The organism is Pelomonas sp. CA6, assembly GCF_022549225.1.
In the GTDB taxonomy this organism is placed as follows: Bacteria; Pseudomonadota; Gammaproteobacteria; order Burkholderiales; family Burkholderiaceae_C; genus Roseateles.
Genome location: NZ_JAKZFD010000006.1, coordinates 70,286 through 89,653 on the forward strand (window position 1 = coordinate 70,286; position 19,368 = coordinate 89,653).

Sequence of the window (19,368 nt, forward strand, 5' to 3'; positions counted from 1 at the left end):
GGAAGCAGGGCCGGAGGTCCTGCCCCTGCCCACAAAGCAAAAAGCCGCACCAGGCTCGGTGCGGCTTGCGCTGGGTGGGTTGCGATGGCACAGGGGCATGCGTCGATTATGCACAAACTGCCTTCCCGGGCCGTGAGCCATCCCCGGCCGCCGCCCGGATACAACAAAGCCGGCCGCAGCGCGATGGCTGGGGCCGGCCTGGTGGATACTGGGCGGCTCGCGCCACCCGGTCAGCCAGAGCGCAACGGGCTCAGGCGGCTTCCTTCTTCAGGGACTTCACGGCCTTCAGGACCTCGTCCACATGGCCGGCCACCTTGATGCCTCGCCATTCCTCACGCAGAATGCCCTGCGCGTCGATCAGGAAGGTCGAACGCTCGATGCCCTTGACCTTCTTGCCGTACATGATCTTGTTCTTCACCACGCCAAACATGTGGCACAGCTTCTCTTCGGTATCGGCGATCAGCTCGAAGGGCAGCTCCAGGTTCTGCTTGAACTTTTCGTGCGAGACCATGTTGTCGCGCGAGACGCCGAGCACAACGGCGCCGGCCTTGACGAAGTCCTTGTGGTGGTCGCGGAACTGCATGGCCTCGGTGGTGCAGCCCGGGGTGTTGTCCTTGGGGTAGAAGTACAGCACCACGACCCGGCCCAAGAAGGCCTGGGGTGTGAATTTCACGCCTCCCGTTGCAAGAGCTTCAATGTCCGGAAGGGGTTTGTTGAGCGCTGGCGTCATGTGGCGTTATATGAAGGATGGAGCCCCGGCGGGCACAGCCAACAATTATACGTCGAACGGCCAGCGCACCCTTGACGCAGGCGCCCCCCTGGCGGGGGAGCGGTGCGGGGCCCGCCATCAACCCGGAATCAGCAGCGCGGCCAACACCGAACGCCCCTCGCTCGCCAGCACGTTGTAGGTGCGGCAGGCTGCCGCGGTGTCCATGGTGTCCATGCCGATGCGCGCGTCGATCAATGCGCGGTAGAGCCGCGGATGCACGAAGCGCAGCTTTGCGCCGCTGCCGAACACGACCAGCTCCGGCTTGAGCGCGAGGATCTGCGCGAAGTGCTGCTCACCGAGGTCTTCGAGGCGCTGCACGTCCCAGGCCTGGACCTCGCCCTGCCAGGGCACGAGCACGCTGCGCGCGTGTGCCTGACCGTTCACCCAGACCGTCTGCGCATCGTGCCGGGAGATGCTGTTGCCGCCTTGCGGCTCGTCGAGTTGAAATTTCATTGACGCTCATTTTGGCAGTCATGAAGCCTGCCGTGCGCCGGCCCGGGGGAATCCCTGTGTTTAAATGCAAGATCCCCCGGAGTCCCTGGCGTCAGGCTCCATCCACTCTTGTTCCCGCTCCGAGGAGTCACCGTCTTGAAGACCGTCGCGAAGTCCAGCAAGTTGGCCAATGTCTGCTACGACATCCGCGGACCCGTGCTCGACAAGGCGCGCCAGATGGAGGAAGAGGGGCAGAAGATCATCAAGCTGAACATCGGCAACATCGCCGCCTTCGGCCTGATGCCGCCGGACGAGATCGTGCAGGACATGATCCGCAACCTGCCCGATGCCGCCGGCTACACCGATTCCAAGGGCCTGTTCGCGCCCCGCAAGGCGGTGGTGCACTACTGCCAGGAAAAGGGCATCAAGGGCGTCGCGGTGGACGACGTCTACCTGGGCAACGGCGCCTCGGAACTGATCGTGATGGCGCTCAACGCGCTGCTGGACAACGGCGACGAGGTGCTGCTGCCGTCGCCCGACTACCCGCTCTATACCGCGGCCGTGGCACTGTCCGGCGGCACGCCGGTGCACTACATCTGCGACGAGGGCAGCGACTGGTTCCCCGACATCGCCGACATCCGCGCCAAGATCACGCCGCGCACCAAGGCCATCGTCGTCATCAACCCCAACAACCCGACCGGCGCGCTCTATCCGGCCGAGCTGCTCAAGGAGATCGTCCAGGTCGCCCGCGAGCACCAGCTCATCATCATGGCCGACGAGATCTACGACAAGACGCTGTTCGACGGCCACATCCACACCAGCATCGCGTCGCTGGCCGAGGACGTGCTGTGCCTGACCTTCAACGGCCTGTCCAAGAACTACCGCAGCTGCGGCTACCGCGCCGGCTGGATGGTGGTGTCCGGCGAGAAGCGCCATGCGCGCGACTACATCACGGGCCTGAACATGCTGGCCTCGATGCGCCTGTGCGCCAACACGCCGGGCCAGCTCGCGATCCAGACCGCGCTGGGCGGCTACCAGAGCATCAAGGACCTGGTCGCGCCGGGCGGCCGCCTGGCGCGCCAGCGCGACCTGGCCTACGAGCTGATCAGCCAGATCCCCGGCGTCAGCGTCGTCAAGCCCAAGGCCGCGCTGTACATGTTCCCCCGCCTGGACCCCAAGATCTATCCGATCGAGGACGACCAGCAGTTCGCCTACGAGCTGCTGGCCGAGGAAAAGGTGCTGATCGTGCAGGGGACGGGCTTCAACTGGATCGCCCCCGATCACTTCCGGCTCGTGTTCCTGCCCAACACGGACGATCTCCGTGAGGCCATTGGCCGCATCGAACGGTTCCTGTCGCACTATCGCAAGCGCCACATGGCCTGACCCCCCGAAGCACCTGTCTCCCCTTCAAGGGAGCGCATCCGGTGGCCCGGCAGAGCCGGTGCCGCTGGGGAATTCAAGACGAGACGAGCGAGTACGAGATGAAAGCGATCAAAGTTGGCCTGCTGGGCATCGGTACCGTGGGCAGTGGCACCTTCCAGGTGCTGCGCCGCAACCAGGCGGAAATCCGTGGCCGCGCAGGCCGCGGGATCGAGATTGCGATGGTGGCCGACCTCGACGTCGAGCGCGCGCGCAGCATCGTCGGCGACGCCTGCCCGGTGGTGGCGGATGCGCGCCAGGTCATTGCCAACCCCGAGATCGACATCGTCGTCGAGCTGATCGGCGGCTACGGCATCGCCAAGACCCTGGTGCTGGAGGCCATCGCGGCCGGCAAGCATGTGGTGACCGCGAACAAGGCGCTGCTGGCGGTGCATGGCAGCGAGATCTTCGCCGCCGCGCGCGCCAAGGGCGTGATGGTGGCGTTCGAGGCCGCGGTGGCCGGTGGCATCCCCATCATCAAGGCGCTGCGCGAGGGCCTGACCGCCAACCGCATCGAGTGGATCGCCGGCATCATCAACGGCACGACCAACTTCATTCTGTCGGAGATGCGCTCCAAGGGCCTGGACTTCGGCACCGTGCTGAAGGAGGCGCAGCGCCTGGGCTATGCCGAGGCCGACCCGACCTTCGACATCGAAGGCGTGGACGCCGCGCACAAGGCGACCATCATGAGCGCGATCGCCTTCGGCATCCCGGTGCAGTTCGACAAGGCCCATGTGGAGGGCATCACCCAGCTGCAGCCCGCCGACATCCGCTATGCCGAGCAGCTGGGCTATCGCATCAAGCTGCTGGGCATCGCGCGGCGGCGCAACAACGTCGACGGCGGTGGGATCGAGCTGCGCGTGCACCCGACGCTGATCCCGGCCAACCGGCTGATCGCCAATGTCGAGGGCGCGATGAACGCGGTGCTGGTGCAGGCCGACGCGGTCGGCACCACGCTGTACTACGGCAAGGGCGCCGGCTCCGAGCCCACCGCGTCGGCGGTGATCGCGGACCTGGTCGACATCACCCGCCTGCACACGGCCGACCCCGACCACCGCGTGCCGCACCTGGCCTTCCAGCCCGATGCGATGAGCGACACGCCCATCCTGCCGATGGAGCAGGTGCAGACCTCGTTCTACCTGCGCCTGCGCGTCGCCGACGAGGCCGGCGTGCTGTCGCGCATCACCACCATCCTGGCGGAGAACGACATCTCCATCGACGCGGTGCTGCAGCGTGAATCGGCCGAGGGCGAGCGCCAGACCGACCTGATCATCCTGACCCACGATACCGAGGAAGGACGCATGAGCAAGGCGCTGGCGCAGATGCAGGGGCTGCCCACCGTGCTCGCGCCCATCGTGCGGCTGCGCAAGGAAGAGCTGGCCTGATCCGATCATGAAGTACATCAGCACGCGTGGCGACCAGACGGAGCGCCGTTTCTGCGAGATCCTGCTGGAGGGCCTGGCGCCCGATGGCGGCCTCTACCTGCCGGTGGCCTATCCGCGGCTCGACGCGGCGACCCTGGCGCGCTGGCGCGGCCTGTCCTACGCGGACCTGGCCTTCGAGATCCTGTCGCTGTACATCGACGACATCCCCGCCGACGACCTGCGCGCGCTGGTGCGCCGCACCTACACCGCCGAGGTCTTCGGCACGCCCGAGATCACGCCGCTGAAGCCGTTGGAGCCGGGGCTGGCGCTGCAGGCCCTGTCCAACGGGCCCACGCTGGCCTTCAAGGACATGGCGATGCAGCTGCTGGGCCAACTGTTCGAGTACGAACTGGGCCGTCGCGGCGAGACGCTCAACATCCTCGGCGCGACCAGCGGCGACACCGGCAGCGCGGCCGAGTACGCGATGCGCGGCAAGAAGGGCGTGAATGTCTTCATGCTCTCGCCGCACGGGCGCATGAGCCCCTTCCAGCAGGCGCAGATGTTCAGCCTGCAGGACGCCAACATCCACAACCTCGCGGTCGAGGGCGTGTTCGACGACTGCCAGGACATTGTCAAGGCGGTCTCCAACGACCTGGACTTCAAGCGCCGCTACAAGATCGGCACGGTCAACTCCATCAACTGGGCGCGCCTGCTGGCCCAGGTCGTGTACTACTTCGCCGGCTACTTCTACGCCCTCCGGGCAGAAGGCCGGCTGCCCGAGGGCAGCGCGCCGGCGACGCTGGCGGACTGGCCCCAGGTCAGCTTCACGGTCCCGTCCGGCAACTTCGGCAACGTCTGCGCCGGCCATGTGGCGCGCATGATGGGCCTGCCGATCGCGCAGCTGGTGGTGGCCACCAACGAGAACGACGTGCTGGACGAGTTCTTCCGCACCGGCGTCTACCGGCCGCGGCCGACGGCGGAGACGCACGAGACCTCCAGCCCGTCGATGGACATCTCCAAGGCGAGCAACTTCGAGCGCTTCGTTTACGACCTGCTGGGCCGCGACGGCGCGCGCGTGAAGGCCCTGTTCAAGGACGCGCTGGAGCGCGACGGGCGCTTCGCGCTGTCGGCGGACGAGACGGCCGCGATCGCGCGCTTCGGCTTTACATCCGGGCGCAGCAGCCATGCCGACCGGCTGGCGACGCTGCGTCTGTGCCATGAGCGCTATGGCCAGATCATCGACACCCACACGGCCGACGGGCTGAAGGTGGCGCTGGAGCGGCGCCAGCCCGGCGTTCCCATGCTGGTGCTGGAGACCGCGCTGCCGGCGAAGTTCGCCGCCACCATCGAAGAGGCGCTGGGCTTCACGCCGCCGCGCCCTGCGCACCTGGCCGGCATCGAGGCGCTGCCCAAGCGCGTGCAGCGGCTGCCCGCGCAGGTCCAGCCCGTCAAGGACTATCTCGCCACCCATGTCTGACCCGCGTTCCACCCTGTTGTCCATGGACGAGGCGCTGGAGCGCCTGCTCGCGGCGGTGCAACCGCTCGCCGGGACCGAGTGGCTGCCCACCGCCGAAGCCGGCGGCCGTGTGCTCGCCGAAGACCTGATCTCGCCGCTGGACGTGCCGCCTCACGACAACAGCGCGATGGACGGCTATGCGCTGCGCGTCGCCGACGTGCCCGCACCGGGCACGGTGCTGCCGGTGTCGCAGCGCGTGCCCGCGGGCAGCACGCCGCGGCCGCTGCAACCCGGCACGGCGGCGCGCATCTTCACCGGCGCGCCGGTGCCCGAGGGCGCCGATGCGGTGCTGATGCAGGAGAGCTGCGAGGCGCTGCCGGCCGCGGATGGCGCGGCGGGCGGCCTCGGACAGGTGCGCATCCTGGCCCCGCTCACGCCGGGGCTGGCGATACGCCGCCGCGGCGAGGACCTGCACCGCGGCCAGCGCGTGCTGGCGGCGGGGTTGCGGCTGCATGCCGGCTCGCTGGGCCTGGCCGCCACCGCCGGCGCCGCGCGGCTGCGCGTGGCACGCAAGCCGCGCGTGGCGCTGTTCTCCACCGGCGACGAGCTGGTGATGCCGGGCCTGCCGCTGGGCCCGGGGCAGATCTACAACTCCAACCGCAGCACGCTGCACGCGCTGCTGCTGGCGCTGGGCTGCGAGGTGCGCGATCTGGGCCTGGTGCCCGACAGTCTGGCCGCCACGCGTGCCGCGCTGCGCGAGGCCGCCAGCGTCGCGGGTGGCGCGGACCTCATCCTCAGCTCCGGCGGCGTCTCCGTCGGCGAAGAGGACCACCTGAAGCCGGCGCTGCAGGCCGAGGGCCGGCTGGACCTGTGGCAGATCGCGATCAAGCCCGGTAAGCCGCTGGCCTTCGGCGAGGTGCACCGCCCGGACGGCGAGGGCAAGACCTGGGTGCTGGGCCTGCCGGGCAACCCGGTGTCCAGCTTCGTGACCTTTCTGCTCTTCGTGCGGCCGGTGCTGCTGCGCATGCAGGGCGCGATGCAGCTGCAGCCGCGCGCCTGGCCGCTGCCGGCCGGCTTCCGCTGGACCAAGGGTGACAAGCGCCGCGAGTTCCTGCGCGCCCGCCTCGACGACGAGGGCCGGCTGCAGCTTTTCGGCAACCAGAGCTCGGGCGTGCTGAGCTCGGCCGCCTGGGCCGACGGCCTGGTGGAGCTGGCGCCCGGCGCCACCGTCGAGCCGGGGCAGACGCTGCGCTTCCTGCCGTTCTCCGAACTGTTCTGAACGCCCCGGGACCTGCCGCTTCGCGCCGGCCCTTTGTTTTCTTGAGAGCCACGACGCCATGACCATCCAGCTGCGTTACTTCGCCTCGCTGCGCGAGGCCCTGGGTTCCGCGGAGACCCTGGCGCACGAGCCGGGGCTCACGCTGGGCGCGCTGCGCGACCGCCTGATCGCCCGCGGCGAACCGCATGCCAGCGCGCTGGCGCGCGGCCGCGTGCTGCGCTGCGCGCTGAACCAGGTGCTGGCCGCCGAGGACACCGAGGTGCCCGATGGGGCCGAGGTCGCCTTCTTCCCGCCGGTGACCGGCGGCTGAGTCAGGCGCGCCGACCGGCCGCGCGCAGCAGCCGCTGCGCCACCTCGCAGCCCGAGGTGTAGGCCTCCTCGAACACCGAATAGCCCGCCAGGTCGGCATGCGCCACATGCAGCCGGCCCTGGCCGCGTTCGCGCAGCTCGGCCAGCGCCGCGCTGCCGCGCACGCCGGGCAGAGGAATGCTCATCGCATGGCCCCAGCGCATCAGGTCGATGCGCTGCACACGTTGCAGCAGGTCGGGATAGAGCGGCATCTGCTCGGCCAGGATCTCGGCCGCGGCGCTGCCCCAGTCCTGTGTCTGCAAGGCCTGGCGTTGCGCCACCGGCAGGGCCTGGTAGGCGGTCCAGACCTGCGGGCCGGGCCGCGGGTCCAGCGCCTGATGGGCGGCGTTCACCACGCCCAGCGAGGCGCTGCCGTAGACCACGTTGTCCCAGGCCGGACCCAGGCCCAGGCGTTCCAGCGGCGGCGCATCCAGCAGCAGGTTGGCGACGCGCCAGGGCGCGTAGCGTGCCTGCGCGGCGGCCTGGCGCAGCGCCTCGGGCGGCTGCTGGACGATGCGGGCGGCGATGAACAGCGGCAGCGCCAGCACCACCTGCGCGGCGCTCCAGCGCTCCGGCCGGCCGCTGCGCTCGTCCAGCGCCAGCACCTCGACCTCGTGGCGTTGCTCGCGCAGCGCCAGCACGCTGCGGCCGGTATGCAGCCGCCCGGCCAGCGGCGCGGCCAGGCGCTGCACCAGCCAGGCGTTGCCCTCGGGCCAGGTGAGCACGGCCTCGCGCTCCTCGGCCTGCATGAAGCCGTGGCGGCTGCCGAAGTAGTGCAGCCCGGCCCAGGCCGAGACCTGCGCGGCCGGCGCGCCGAAATCGTCGCGGCAGCAGTAGTCCAGATACCAGCGCAGCGGCGGCGCGTCCAGGCCGCGCTCGTCCAGCCACTGTGCGAAGGTCTGCGCGTCCAGCCGCGCATGACCGGGCGTCCACGGCGCGCGATGCGCGGGCATCGCGAAGCCCAGTTCGCGGCGCGCGCGCTCGACCTCGGCGCCGAAGCGCCGGTACTGCGCCAGCACGCCGGCGTCCTCGCTGGGCGGCAGCAGGCCTTCGTGCCAGCGGCCTTGGTGGAAGAGCCGCTCCTGCGGGCTGTGGCACAGGTGGCGCTCGTCGTAGACCGGGCGTCCGGCGAACTCGCGCACCAGGCCCAGCTCGGCCAACAGCTCCTGCACCTCGCGCGCCTGCGGACCCGGCAGCGGCAGATAGTGCGCGCCCAGCGGGCAGGGCAGGGCACGGCCCGCGGCGTGCAGCGCATGGCCGCGGCTGTTGCCGCCAGGCTGGTCTTCCAGCTCCAGCAGCGCCGTGTCCACGCCGGCCGCCTGCAGGCGCCGCGCGCAGGCCAGTCCGGCGATGCCGGCGCCCAGCACCAGCACCTGGGCGCGGCGCGGCGGCTCGCCCGCGGGCCAGGCCGGCGGGCCCGCATCGCGCAGCCGGTGGCCGCGCGCATGCGCGGCGCCGACCCAGCCGCCCTGCAGCCGCGCCAGCGTGTCCTTCAAGGCCTGCCGCGCGTCGCCGTCCGCGGGCCGGCAGCCCGGCAGGCCGACCGCGCCGCCCAGCAGCGCGGCGGCGCCGCCCATCCAGCGCCGGCGGGTCGTTGGCCGCGGCTGCGGGACCGCGGCCGGGCCAGGCCCGTGGCCGTCCGCCTCCGGCGGCATCATTTCACCTGGCCCCATTCGCGCTCGAACTCATGCACCAGCACCTGGTTGGACAGCCGGTTGACCTCCAGCGGCGCTTCGCCGGCGCCCGGCCGCGCCATGTCCGACGGGAACTGCGTCAGCGCCAGCACGCCCTCCGGCGTGAGGAAGCGCAGCCCGCTGGGCAGTTGGCGCGGCGGCGTCCAAGGCCGGCGGCCGGCCAACACGAAGCCCCATTCGCCGAAGCTGGGCACGTGGGCGTGGTAGGGCTGGGTCTGCAGCCCCACCGATTCCAGGGTGTGGACCACGGTCCAGAAGCTGCGCCGCGCGATCAGCGGCGAGGTGGACTGCACGACGGCGTAGCCGCTGGCGTTGAGGTGCTGGTCGACCAGCTTGTAGAAGCTCGCGGTGTAGAGCTTGCCCAGCGCGAAATTGCTCGGGTCGGGGAAGTCGATCAGGATGATGTCGAAGCTTTCGTCGGTCTGCTCCAGCCAGCCGAAGGCGTCGGTGTTGACGACGCGGACGCGGCGGTCGCGCAGCGCATCGCCGTTCAGCGCGCGTAGCCGCGGCGCGCTGGCGAACAGCTCGGTCATCTTGGGATCCAGCTCCACCAGCGTGGCCTGCTGCACCGAGGGATAGCGCAGCACCTCGCGCAGCGCCATGCCATCGCCGCCGCCCAGGATCAGCACTTTGCGCGGCGCGCCATGCGCGGCCATCGCCGGATGGACCAGGGCCTCGTGGTATCGGTACTCGTCGCGCGAATGGAACTGCAGGTTGCCATTGAGGAACAGGCGCACGCCGGCCTGGCTCTCGGTCAGCACGATGCGCTGGTAGGCGCTGCTGTGCTTGAGCACGATGTGCTCGCCGTAGAAGCGGTCCTCGGCCCAGGTGCTCAGCTGGTCGGCGTAGACCATGCCCACCACCAGCAGCGCCAGGCTGGCCGCGCAGGCCAGCGCGTGACGCTTCAGCGCGCGCAGCTCGGCGCGGAACAGCCACAGCGCCCAGACCGCCACACCCACATTGAGCAGGCCGAAGAACAGCCCGGTGCGCACCAGGCCCAGATGCGGCACCAGCAGCAGCGGGAAGGCCACGGCCACGCCCAGCGCGCCCAGGTAGTCGAAGGTCAGCACCTGCGAGACCAGATGCTTGAGCTGGTAGCGGGCGCGAAAGTGGCGCTTCAGGATGCGCATCACCAGCGGGATCTCCAGCCCCACCAGCGCGCCGACCAGCAGCACCATGCCGTACAGCAGCAGACGGAAGGCGCCCAGGTGGCCGGGCGGCAGCAGGCTGTGCGCGGTGAAGAGCAGGGCCGGCATCAGCCCGCCGATCACGCCCACCAGCAGCTCGATGGTGAGGAACTGGGCGACCAGCTGGCGCTCGATGTAGCGCGACAGCCAGGAGCCCACGCCCATGGCGAACAGATAGCTGCCGATGATGGTGCTGAACTGCAGCACCGAGTCGCCCAGCAGATAGCTGGCCAGCGCGCCGGCGGCCAGTTCGTAGACCAGCCCGCAGGCCGCGATCACGAAGACGCTGGCGAGCAGCAGGACTTCGGGCAGCGTGACGCGAGAGGGGGTGGCGTCGGTTTCGGGGTCGGTGTCGGAGGTGGTGGTGTTGTTGTGGGTGTCCGGCATGCGCGCGAGGCTAACACGCGCCCGGTGCCGCGCCGTTCGATTCAGGACCCGCCGGCCTGGATGCGGCGCTGCAGCGCGCGGTAGGCGGGCTCGCGCGGCCCGCCCAGTGCCACGGCGCGCGCGATGGCCGCGCGCGCCTCGCCGCGCCGGCCGCGCTCCAGCGCCACCTGGGCGAGGTTGTTCCAGCCGTCGGCCAGTTGCGGATGGGCCAGGGTCAGGCGCACATAGGCGTCCTGCGCCTGGTCCAGGCGGCGTTGCGCGTAGGCGCTGTTGCCCAATCCCATCAGCAGCACCGCGTGGCGCGGCCAGCGCCGCAGGGCCTGCGCATAGCCGCGCTGCGCGGCCGCCGCATCCAGCCGCTCCAGCGCGACCAGGCCGCTGGCCAGCGCGTCGGCGTCCAGCGTCGCGGGCAGCTGCTCGGGCGGCAGCGCGAGCATGGCCCAGTGGTCGGCGCGCGACCAGGTGCGCTCGAAGACTTCGAGCGGCAGGGCCATGCCGGCCTCGCGGCCGCTGTGCAGCCACAGTGTCCGGGTGTCGCGCTCGTAGCCGATCGCCACCGCGTAGTGCCAGACCGGCGCCAGCGGCAGCGACAGGTTCTGGAACACCAGCACCGGATGGCCCGCGGCCAGCTCGGCCAGCAGCGCGTCCAGGCGCGGCGGCAGGCGATGGCTGGCCAGGCCGTGGCGGCGCGCGGCCACCAGCATCTCCAGCTGCAGCGAGCCCTGGCGGCCGGGCAGGTAGACCTGGGGCTTGAGCTGCTCCGGCGTCACCGGCCGGCCGGCGCGCTGCAGCAGCATGGCCAGCGCGGCGGGGCCGCATTCGTAGTCCTGCTGCGCAATGAAGGGCGTGTCGTCCAGCCGCACGCGCGGCGGCAGGCCCGGCGGCCAGTGCTGATCCAGCGCCCGGGTCTGCGGCGGCGTGGCGCAGCCGCCCAGTCCACCCAGGCCCAGCGCGCCGGCCGCGGTCAGCAGCGCGCGCCGGCCGCGCCGCGGTGTCATCGCACCGAGCGGGTGAAGGGGAAGACCTTGGTCAGGCCCAGGATGTCGGTCACCAGCAGGATCACGAAGACGGTGAACAGCACGCCCAGCACGTCGCCACCGGCGGGGGCCTGCGCGATGCGGCCGTCGAGTTCGGCGATCTCGGCGTCGGACAGGGCGTCCACGCGGGCGCGCGCCGCGTCGGCGTCCACGCCCTGCTGCTGCAGCGCGGCATGGACATCGGCGCGCGCCAGGAAGGCGCGCACGCGTTCACGACCGGCGTCACCCGCGGGCTGGGTGGTCGCCAGCAAGGCGTCCGTGGGAACGATCTGCGCCTGAGCGCGCAAGGGCAGCGCGCTCAGCAGGCAGGACAGGGCCAGGGTGGAAGCGATCAGGCGTTGGGCGTGTGGCATGGCGGACCTTTCGGGAAGGGCGGCAGTCTAGAAAGACCCGCGCGCGCTCCCAAGAGGCTTTACGCCTGCTCACATCGGATGCCGGGTGGCAACCTTTCCCGTCCGCGGCAGGGCGCGGAGCACGGCGCGGCCGTTCAGCCGTGGATGGCGGCCGCGACGATCTGGCCGATCGAGATGCACATCGCCGCGACGACCACGGCCAGCGCCATGTTCTTGTGCTCGACGATCTCTTCCCACAGCTTGTAGGGCGTGAGCTTGTCGATGATCACGAAGCTGATCCAGAACACCAGCACGCCGATGACCGCGTACAGGATGGAGCCCAGCACGATGCCGGGTTTGAGCCATTCGAATTCCATGTCGTCTCTCCTTGCGCGCTATTTGTGTCCGCCGCCACCACCGCTGTAGCCCCCGAAGGAGCCGCCGCCCGAGCCCATGCGCACGCCCGAGCCTGCGCTGGCGCGCTTGCATTGCTGGTACTCGGCGCTGTATTCGCCGTAGGACTTGCGGTAGGGCTCGCAGTCGTCGTCGCTGCAGGCGCGCAGCAGCGCCACCAGCAGCGCCAGCAGCAGAAAACCGATGATGATGTTGCGCAGCAGCCGGTTGCCGTCGACGCCGCTGCCGACGTCGCGCGCCAGCTGCGGCCGCGCCTCGTCGGGCAGCGCGAAGGCGCGGCGCACCTCGTCGGCGTCCAGCGTGCGGCCATGGCTCCAGGTCACCTCGTTGCCGGTCTGCTCGCGGCTCAGCAGCTCGGTGCGGCCGCCGTTCTTCCATTCGTAGTCGGTGACCCGGGCGCGTTCCTCGCGCTGCACGCGCCAGTAGAACTCGCCCAGCACATGGGTGACCTTGGCGGCGTAGGTCCAGCGCTTGGCGAAGGACTTGTCCTGCCACAGCACGGCGCCGCCCTTGCCGGGCTTGGGCGCGCCGGTGAGCGGGCGCACGATGCTCCAGCCGTCGTCGGTGTCGACCAGGAAGGCAAAGCCCTCCAGCCGGTTGTAGAGCAGGTACTCGCGCCAGAAGCTCTGTTCGTCCTCGCTGCTCTCGGGGATGTCGCAGCGTTCCTGGTAGCCCACCACCTGCCAGGGCAGCGGTTTGCCGCCCAGCAGCGCGAGGTTGCCGCTGCTGCCCAGCGGAATCTGCGGCGGCAGGCCGGTCTCCTGGGCGAAATGCTTCAGGTCGGCGCCCGCGCCCTGCGAGATGTCCACCACCGCCTGGCACTGGCCGCAGACGATGGACTGGGTGGTCTCCAGCTTGGGCTCCAGCGCGGCGCCACAGCTGGGGCAGGGCAGGCCGCGCGAGCCCAGGGTCTTGCTGCTGTCTTCGCGCAGGCCGGTCATCGCCAGCTCGGCCAGGCGCACCGGGCGCCCCACCGACCATTGCGGCCGCTGCGCGTCGGCGAACTCCAGCGTGCCGACCTCGCCCTGGGCGTTGCGCAGGTCGACCACCGGGTAGCTGCGCTCCAGCAGGGGGGCATGAGGGAGCTCGCCCTGGGCGGCGGCCACGGTGACGTCCTCGTGCGACGCGACCTGCCAGCCCATGCCGTTGACGATCTGCTGGCTGCCGGCGATCAGGTCGCCGACGCGCGGCGCCTGGCCCTGCAGCGGCGCCTCGAAGCTGAGCACGAAGCTGCCGTTGTCCTCGGACAGCCAGCCGCTGCGCGGCGGCGCGCCACCGCTGGCGCCGAACAGCACATGCCATTCGTTCCAGCTGCCCTGGGCGTACTTGAGCTGCAGCCGGCCGACCACGCTGAAAGCCAGCCCGGCATGGCGCCCGGCGGCGCCCAGCTGCAGCGGCGAGTAGTCCTCGAACAGCTCCGCGCTCAGGCCGATCTTGCGCAGGCTCTCGCCTTCACGCAGCAGCGTGGAGCGGCAATAGCTGCAGACGGCGCTGGCCGACGCGGCCGACGCAAATTCGACCGGCGCCCCGCAATTGGGGCACGCGGCCTGCCAGCGGCGCTGCGGGGAGGCCGGAGTGGGAGAGGGCGGGGGAGCCAATCAGCTCAGCTTCTTCAGCAGCTCGGCCTTCTTGGCCGCGAACTCCTCGTCGGTCAGGATGCCCTTGGCCTTCAGGTCGCCCAGCTTCTCCAGGAGCAGCAGGACCTCGTCGGCGCCCTGGCTGACCGGCTGCGGCTGCGCCGCGGCGGCCGGGGTGGCCGCCGACGCGGCCGAGCCGGCCATGCCGGCCTGCAGTTGCTGCGCCAGGGTCTGGCCCAGCGCAAGACCTGCCCCCAGACCCATCGCGTCGCCGGCCACGCCGCCGCCGCCCTGGCCCACGCCCTCGGCCAGCTTGGGGATGGCCTGCGCGGTCTGGTACTGCATGAACTGGCCCATGTTCTGGCCGATCATGCCCATGCCGATCTTCTGGTCGAGGATCTTCTGCAGCTCCTCGGGCAGCGAGACGTTCTGCAGCGTCACGCTCTCCAGCTTGAGGCCCAGCGCCTCGAACGAGGGCGCGGTGGCCTCCAGCAGGGCCTTGGCGAAGGCCACTTGGTTGGCCGCCAGGTCCAGGAAGGGGATGCCGCTCTGCGCGACCGCGTCGGAGATGTGCTGCAGCATCATCCCGCGCAGCTGGCCGTCCAGCTCGGCGACCGTGTAGCGCTCGCGGGTGCCGGAGATTTCGGTGTGGAAGCGCTTGGGGTCGGCGACGCGGTAGGCGTAGTTGCCGAAGGCGCGCAGGCGCACGGCGCCGAAGTCCTTGTCGCGGATGGTCACCGGCTGGGTCGTGCCCCAGCGCTGGTCGACCTGCTGGCGGGTGCTGAAAAAGTAGACGTCGCTCTTGAACGGGGATTCGAACAGCTTGTCCCAGTTCTTCAGATAGGTCAGGACCGGCAGGGTCTGGGTCGTCAGCTTGTACATGCCGGGACCGAAGACATCGGCCACCTTGCCCTCGTTGACGAAGACCGCCATCTGCGATTCGCGCACGGTCAGCGAGGCGCCGTACTGGATTTCGAAGTCCTGCATCGGGAAGCGCCAGGCCAGCGTGCCATCGCCATCCTCGGTCCACTGCAGGATGTCTATGAACTGTTTCTTGATGAAGTCCATCAGTCCCATGGCGTCAAGCTCCCAAACTTGTGATTCCCAAGACGGCGCAGTATCCCTCAGCGCGGACGGATTGCGAGCCCCTCCGAGGTGGGCAGTGTCAGAATCCCGCCCATGACTTCCAGCGCCCGCGTCCTGATCCAGACCCAAGATTTCGACCTCGGGGCCGAGACCCTGGCCCTGCGCCGCGACGATGGCGGCGTTGGCGCCGTGGTGAGCTTCGTCGGCACCGTGCGCGACGGTGCGGATGGCGCGCCGGTCGAGCTGATGGAGCTGGAGCACTATCCCGGCATGACCGAGGCCGCGATCGAGGCCATGGTGGACCAGGCCTTGCGCCGCTTCGACATCCGCGCGGCGCGTGTGATCCACCGCGTCGGGCCGCTGAAGCCGCGCGAGCAGATCGTGCTCGTGTTGGTCAGCAGCCGGCACCGCGGCCAGGCCTTCCAGGCCTGCGAATTCCTGATGGACTATCTGAAGACCCAGGCCCCGTTCTGGAAGAAGGAGCACGGCCCCGACGGCGCCCACTGGGTCGACGCCCGCGTGGCCGACGACGAGGCGCTGGCGCGCTGGGGCATCGCCAGCGGGAACGCCGCGTGAGCGGCGCCACCGCCCTGCAGGCCGGCGCGGTCGCGCTGGGCGCCACGCTGGGCGCCTGGGCACGCTGGAGCCTGGCGCTGTGGCTGAACCCGCGCTGGATGGGATTTCCGCTGGGCACGCTGGCGGTCAACGTGCTGGGCGGCCTACTGATCGGCATGGCGTTGGAATGGCTGGGCCGCCATCCGGACGAGATGCTGCGGCTGCTGCTGGTCACCGGCTTTCTGGGCGGGCTGACCACCTTCTCGGCCTTCACCGGCGAATCGCTGGCCCTGCTGCAGCGCGGGCAGCCCGGCATGGCGCTGGCGCACGCGCTGGCCCATCTGCTGGGCAGCCTGGGGGCCGCGGCGCTGGGGCTGGCGCTGATGCGCGCGCTGCTGCGCTGAGCGGGGCCAGGCCTTGCCCTGGGTCAAGTGCCTGTGCGCGAACAGGGCTTGAAATAGCCGCCGGTGCTCCCATTTCCTCGCCAACGGAGGACATCCATGCGAGTCGATAAATTCACCACGCGCTTTCAGGAAGCCCTGGGCGAGGCCCAGAGTCTGGCGGTCACGCGCGACAACCCCTATATCGAGCCCGCCCACCTGCTGGCGGCCATGCTGATGCAGGACGAGGGCCCCAAGGCCCTGCTGGAGCGCGCCGGCGTCAAGATCCCCGCGCTGAAGGGCGCGGTGGACGGCATCCTGGCCGGGCTGCCCCAGGTGCAGGGCGAGGGCCAGCAGGTCCAGCCCAGCCGCGATCTGGTGGGCCTGTTGCAGGCGGCCGAGAAGGAGGCCTCCAAGCGCGGCGACCATTTCATCGCCAGCGAGATGTTCCTGCTCGCGCTGGCCGACGCCAAGAGCGACCTCGCCGGCGTGGCGCGCGGCCATGGCCTGAGCCGCAAGGCGCTGGAAACCGCGATCGACGCGGTGCGCGGCGGCCAGAAGGTGGACAGCCAGGAATCCGAAGGCAACCGCGAGGCGCTGAAGAAGTACACGCTGGACCTGACCGAGCGCGCGCGCGCCGGCAAGCTGGACCCGGTGATCGGCCGTGACGACGAGATCCGCCGCGCGATCCAGGTGCTGCAGCGCCGCTCCAAGAACAACCCGGTGCTGATCGGCGAGCCCGGCGTGGGCAAGACCGCGATCGTCGAGGGCCTGGCCCAGCGCATCGTCGCGGGCGAGGTGCCCGAGACGCTGAAGGACAAGCGCGTGCTGGTGCTGGACATGGCCGGGCTGCTGGCCGGGGCCAAGTACCGCGGCGAGTTCGAGGAACGGCTCAAGTCCGTGTTGAAGGAGGTCGCGGCCGACGAGGGCCGGATCATTCTCTTCATCGACGAGATCCACACCATGGTCGGCGCCGGCAAGGCCGAAGGCGCGATCGACGCGGGCAACATGCTCAAGCCCGCGCTGGCGCGTGGCGAACTGCACTGCATCGGCGCCACCACGCTGGACGAGTACCGCAAGTACGTCGAGAAGGACGCCGCGCTGGAGCGCCGGTTCCAGAAGGTGCTGGTCGACGAGCCCAGCGTGGAGGCCACCATCGCCATCCTGCGCGGTCTGCAGGAAAAGTACGAGGTGCACCACGGCGTGGAGATCACCGACCCGGCCATCGTCGCCGCGGCCGAGCTTTCGCACCGCTACATCACCGACCGCTTCCTGCCCGACAAGGCCATCGACCTGATCGACGAGGCCGCGGCCAAGATCAAGATCGAAATCGATTCCAAGCCCGAGGCCATGGACAAGCTGGACCGCCGGCTGATCCAGCTGAAGATCGAGCGCGAGGCGGTGAAGAAGGAAACCGACGAGGCCTCGCAGCGCCGCCTCGCGCTGATCGAGGACGAGATCCTCAAGCTCGAGCGCGAGTACGCCGACCTGGACGAAATCTGGAAGAGCGAGAAGGCCACGGCCCAGGGCTCGGCCCAGGTCAAGGAAGAGATCGACCGCATCCGCTTCCAGATCGAGGAACTCAAACGCAAGGGCGACTTCAACAAGGTCGCCGAGTTGCAGTACGGCAAGCTGCCCGAGCTGGACAAGCGCCTGAAGGAGGCGCAGGCCAAGGAGGCCGGCAAGGCCAAGGGCGAAGGCAACACCCCGCAGCTGCTGCGCACCATGGTCGGCGCCGAGGAGATTGCCGAGGTGGTCAGCCGCGCCACCGGCATCCCGGTGTCCAAGCTGATGCAAGGCGAGCGCGACAAGCTGCTGAAGATGGAAGACAAGCTGCACGAGCGCGTGGTCGGCCAGGACGAGGCCATCACCGCGGTGGCCGACGCCATCCGGCGCAGCCGCGCGGGTCTGTCCGATCCGAACCGGCCGCTGGGCAGCTTCCTCTTCCTGGGCCCGACCGGCGTGGGCAAGACCGAGCTGTGCAAGGCGCTGGCCGGCTTCCTGTTCGACAGCGAAGACCACATGGTGCGCATCGACATGAGCGAGTTCATGGAGAAGCATTCGGTCAGCCGGCTGATCGGCGCGCCCCCGGGCTATGTGGGCTATGACGAGGGCGGCTACCTGACCGAGGCCGTGCGCCGCAAGCCCTACAGCGTGCTGCTGCTGGACGAGGTGGAGAAGGCCCACCCGGACGTGTTCAACGTGCTCTTGCAGGTGCTGGACGATGGCCGCCTGACCGACGGCCAGGGCCGCACCGTGGACTTCAAGAATTGCGTCATCGTGATGACCTCCAACCTCGGCTCGCAGCACATCATGGCGTTGCAGGGCCAGGGCGACGAGGTGATCCGCGACGCGGTGTGGAGCGAGGTCAAGCAGCACTTCCGCCCCGAGTTCCTGAACCGCATCGACGAGACGGTGATCTTCCACGCGCTGGGCGCCGAGCACATCAAGTCCATCGCGAAGATCCAGCTGCGCCAGCTCGAGGAGCGCCTGGCCAAGCTGGAGATGCGCCTGGACGTCAGCGACGAGGCGCTGGACGAACTGGCCAAGGTCGGCTTCGACCCGGTGTTTGGCGCCCGTCCGCTCAAGCGCGCGATCCAGCAGCGCATCGAGAACCCGCTGTCCAAGCTCATCCTGCAGGGCCGCTTCGGGCCCAAGGACGTGATCCCGGTCGGCGTGGAGAACGGGGAGTTCGGCTTCGGCCGGGTGGTGCACTGAGTCGACGCGCTGCCCGCGTCGCGCCACCACTCCGGGAGCCCGGTGCCTTTCTTGGGCACCGGGCTTTTTTGTGTCAGCTCACAGATCCTGCCGCAGGGCGTCCAGCACCTCGGAGTGGAACTCGCGCTGGAACAGCACATAGATCACGCCCAGCGTCGCCAGCATGTAGGCCCAGGGCGAGAAGAACCAGGCCACCATCGCGAAGGCCAGGTAATACGCGCGCAGCCCATCGTTGAAAGCCTCGGCCGCCAGGCCCATGACCCGGCCGGCGCGGTCGGCGAAGGCCTCGCGCGACAGGTCCTGGGTCTCGAACTGCTGGGCCTCGGGGCAGGATGCGATCAGCAGCGAGCCGAAGCTGTACTGCCGCATGCTCCAGGTGAAGCGGAAGAAGGCGTAGACGAAGATGCCGACCAGCAGCACCAGCTTCAGGTCGAAGACCACGGTGCTGGTGTTCACGGTGAAGGGCAGCTCGCGCACCATGGCGCTGGTCTGTTCGCCCGCGCCCAGCGCGGCCAGCAGGCCACCGATGATCAGGATGGTGGTGGACGCGAAGAACGAGGGGCTGGACAGCAGGCTGTGCGAGACCGTGCCGTCCAGCACCCGCACCTCGCGGTAGGTCAGCTGCAGCATCCAGCGGCGCCGCACCGCGTTGGAGATGGCCAGCAGCGAGCCCCGCTGCTGCGCGCGGCGCTTGGCGAAACGCGCATAGCCCACCCAGCCGGCGAAGAACAGCAGCAGGCCCAGCCAGTCGGCGAGGGGCATCAGACTCAGGTGGCGGAGGGCGGCTTGCATGGCCGGCAGTTTACGGTTCGGGGGGAGGGGGGATTGGAGTTGTTTGCTCTTTGCTCTTTGCTCTTTGCTTTGTTGCGCGGGGCGCAGAGCCCGCCGGGTCCCGGCCCGGCAGCCGGGTGACTTTTCCTGAGGGCCCAGGAAA

Annotated in this window: 18 protein-coding genes; 8 read left to right on the forward strand and 10 right to left on the reverse strand. The window is 69.9% G+C overall.

The genetic code is table 11. The features are described 5' to 3' along the window. Positions 1-250 precede the first annotated feature (250 nt). Complete coding sequence (locus LZ017_RS11695) at positions 251-730, reverse strand: peroxiredoxin (protein ID WP_241397008.1); 480 nt, start codon at positions 728-730, stop codon at positions 251-253. Between the two features lie 117 nt (positions 731-847). Further along, positions 848-1,222 carry an Mth938-like domain-containing protein gene (locus LZ017_RS11700; RefSeq protein WP_241397009.1) on the reverse strand — a complete coding sequence of 125 codons (375 nt, stop codon included), beginning with the start codon at positions 1,220-1,222 and terminating at the stop codon, positions 848-850. A gap of 135 nt (positions 1,223-1,357) precedes the next feature. Between LZ017_RS11700 and LZ017_RS11705 the strand changes: the two genes are divergently transcribed. The 5 genes from LZ017_RS11705 to LZ017_RS11725 all read left to right on the forward strand — a co-directional run bounded on the left by LZ017_RS11705 (position 1,358) and on the right by LZ017_RS11725 (position 7,029). Then, on the forward strand, positions 1,358-2,584 hold the full coding sequence (locus LZ017_RS11705; protein WP_241397010.1) for a pyridoxal phosphate-dependent aminotransferase: 1,227 nt from the start codon (positions 1,358-1,360) through the stop codon (positions 2,582-2,584). A gap of 98 nt (positions 2,585-2,682) precedes the next feature. Beyond that, positions 2,683-4,005: a homoserine dehydrogenase gene (locus tag LZ017_RS11710; RefSeq protein ID WP_241397011.1), complete on the forward strand. Its 1,323-nt coding sequence runs from the start codon at positions 2,683-2,685 to the stop codon at positions 4,003-4,005. A gap of 7 nt (positions 4,006-4,012) precedes the next feature. Beyond that, positions 4,013-5,461, forward strand: a complete 1,449-nt coding sequence (gene thrC, locus LZ017_RS11715) for a threonine synthase (protein WP_241397012.1) — start codon at positions 4,013-4,015, stop codon at positions 5,459-5,461. Next, entirely contained in the window at positions 5,454-6,719 is a 1,266-nt protein-coding gene (gene glp, locus LZ017_RS11720; RefSeq protein ID WP_241397013.1) for a gephyrin-like molybdotransferase Glp, read from the forward strand. The genes thrC and glp overlap by 8 nt, the downstream gene beginning before the upstream one ends. Before the next feature lie 58 nt (positions 6,720-6,777). Next, complete coding sequence (locus tag LZ017_RS11725) at positions 6,778-7,029, forward strand: MoaD/ThiS family protein (RefSeq protein WP_241397014.1); 252 nt, start codon at positions 6,778-6,780, stop codon at positions 7,027-7,029. Between the two features lies 1 nt (position 7,030). Here LZ017_RS11725 and LZ017_RS11730 read toward each other — a convergent pair whose 3' ends face one another. From LZ017_RS11730 to LZ017_RS11760, 7 genes are all read right to left on the reverse strand, one after another. Further along, the gene (locus LZ017_RS11730; protein WP_241397015.1) at positions 7,031-8,644 is read right to left on the reverse strand and encodes an FAD-dependent oxidoreductase; all 1,614 of its coding nucleotides are present in this window, start codon (positions 8,642-8,644) and stop codon (positions 7,031-7,033) included. 77 nt (positions 8,645-8,721) lie between these two features. After that, positions 8,722-10,335: a polyamine aminopropyltransferase gene (locus LZ017_RS11735; protein WP_241397016.1), complete on the reverse strand. Its 1,614-nt coding sequence runs from the start codon at positions 10,333-10,335 to the stop codon at positions 8,722-8,724. Positions 10,336-10,376: 41 nt separating this feature from the next. Then, complete coding sequence (locus tag LZ017_RS11740) at positions 10,377-11,333, reverse strand: PA2778 family cysteine peptidase (RefSeq protein ID WP_241397017.1); 957 nt, start codon at positions 11,331-11,333, stop codon at positions 10,377-10,379. Beyond that, positions 11,330-11,725 (reverse strand): PA2779 family protein, encoded by a 396-nt coding sequence (locus LZ017_RS11745; protein ID WP_241397018.1) that lies wholly within the window; start codon positions 11,723-11,725, stop codon positions 11,330-11,332. Before LZ017_RS11745 ends, LZ017_RS11740 begins: the two co-directional genes overlap by 4 nt. 134 nt (positions 11,726-11,859) lie before the next feature. Continuing rightward, positions 11,860-12,081, reverse strand: a complete 222-nt coding sequence (locus LZ017_RS11750; RefSeq protein WP_241397019.1) for a DUF350 domain-containing protein — start codon at positions 12,079-12,081, stop codon at positions 11,860-11,862. Positions 12,082-12,099: 18 nt separating this feature from the next. Further along, a complete protein-coding gene (locus LZ017_RS11755) occupies positions 12,100-13,716 on the reverse strand; it encodes a DUF4178 domain-containing protein (protein WP_241397020.1) in 1,617 nt (538 codons plus the stop codon). Further along, positions 13,717-14,772, reverse strand: a complete 1,056-nt coding sequence (locus LZ017_RS11760; protein ID WP_241397021.1) for an SPFH domain-containing protein — start codon at positions 14,770-14,772, stop codon at positions 13,717-13,719. Between the two features lie 102 nt (positions 14,773-14,874). On the opposite strand from LZ017_RS11760, the gene LZ017_RS11765 reads away from it, so the two are divergent. From LZ017_RS11765 to clpB, 3 genes are all read left to right on the forward strand, one after another. Next, positions 14,875-15,357 (forward strand): molybdenum cofactor biosynthesis protein MoaE, encoded by a 483-nt coding sequence (locus LZ017_RS11765; protein WP_241397022.1) that lies wholly within the window; start codon positions 14,875-14,877, stop codon positions 15,355-15,357. Beyond that, positions 15,354-15,740: a fluoride efflux transporter CrcB gene (gene crcB, locus LZ017_RS11770; protein ID WP_241397023.1), complete on the forward strand. Its 387-nt coding sequence runs from the start codon at positions 15,354-15,356 to the stop codon at positions 15,738-15,740. Before LZ017_RS11765 ends, crcB begins: the two co-directional genes overlap by 4 nt. A gap of 96 nt (positions 15,741-15,836) precedes the next feature. Continuing rightward, positions 15,837-18,434, forward strand: a complete 2,598-nt coding sequence (gene clpB, locus LZ017_RS11775; protein WP_241397024.1) for an ATP-dependent chaperone ClpB — start codon at positions 15,837-15,839, stop codon at positions 18,432-18,434. A 78-nt stretch (positions 18,435-18,512) separates the two neighbouring features. Here clpB and LZ017_RS11780 read toward each other — a convergent pair whose 3' ends face one another. Further along, positions 18,513-19,226 carry a DUF599 domain-containing protein gene (locus LZ017_RS11780; protein ID WP_241397025.1) on the reverse strand — a complete coding sequence of 238 codons (714 nt, stop codon included), beginning with the start codon at positions 19,224-19,226 and terminating at the stop codon, positions 18,513-18,515. Between the last annotated feature and the right edge of the window lie 142 nt (positions 19,227-19,368).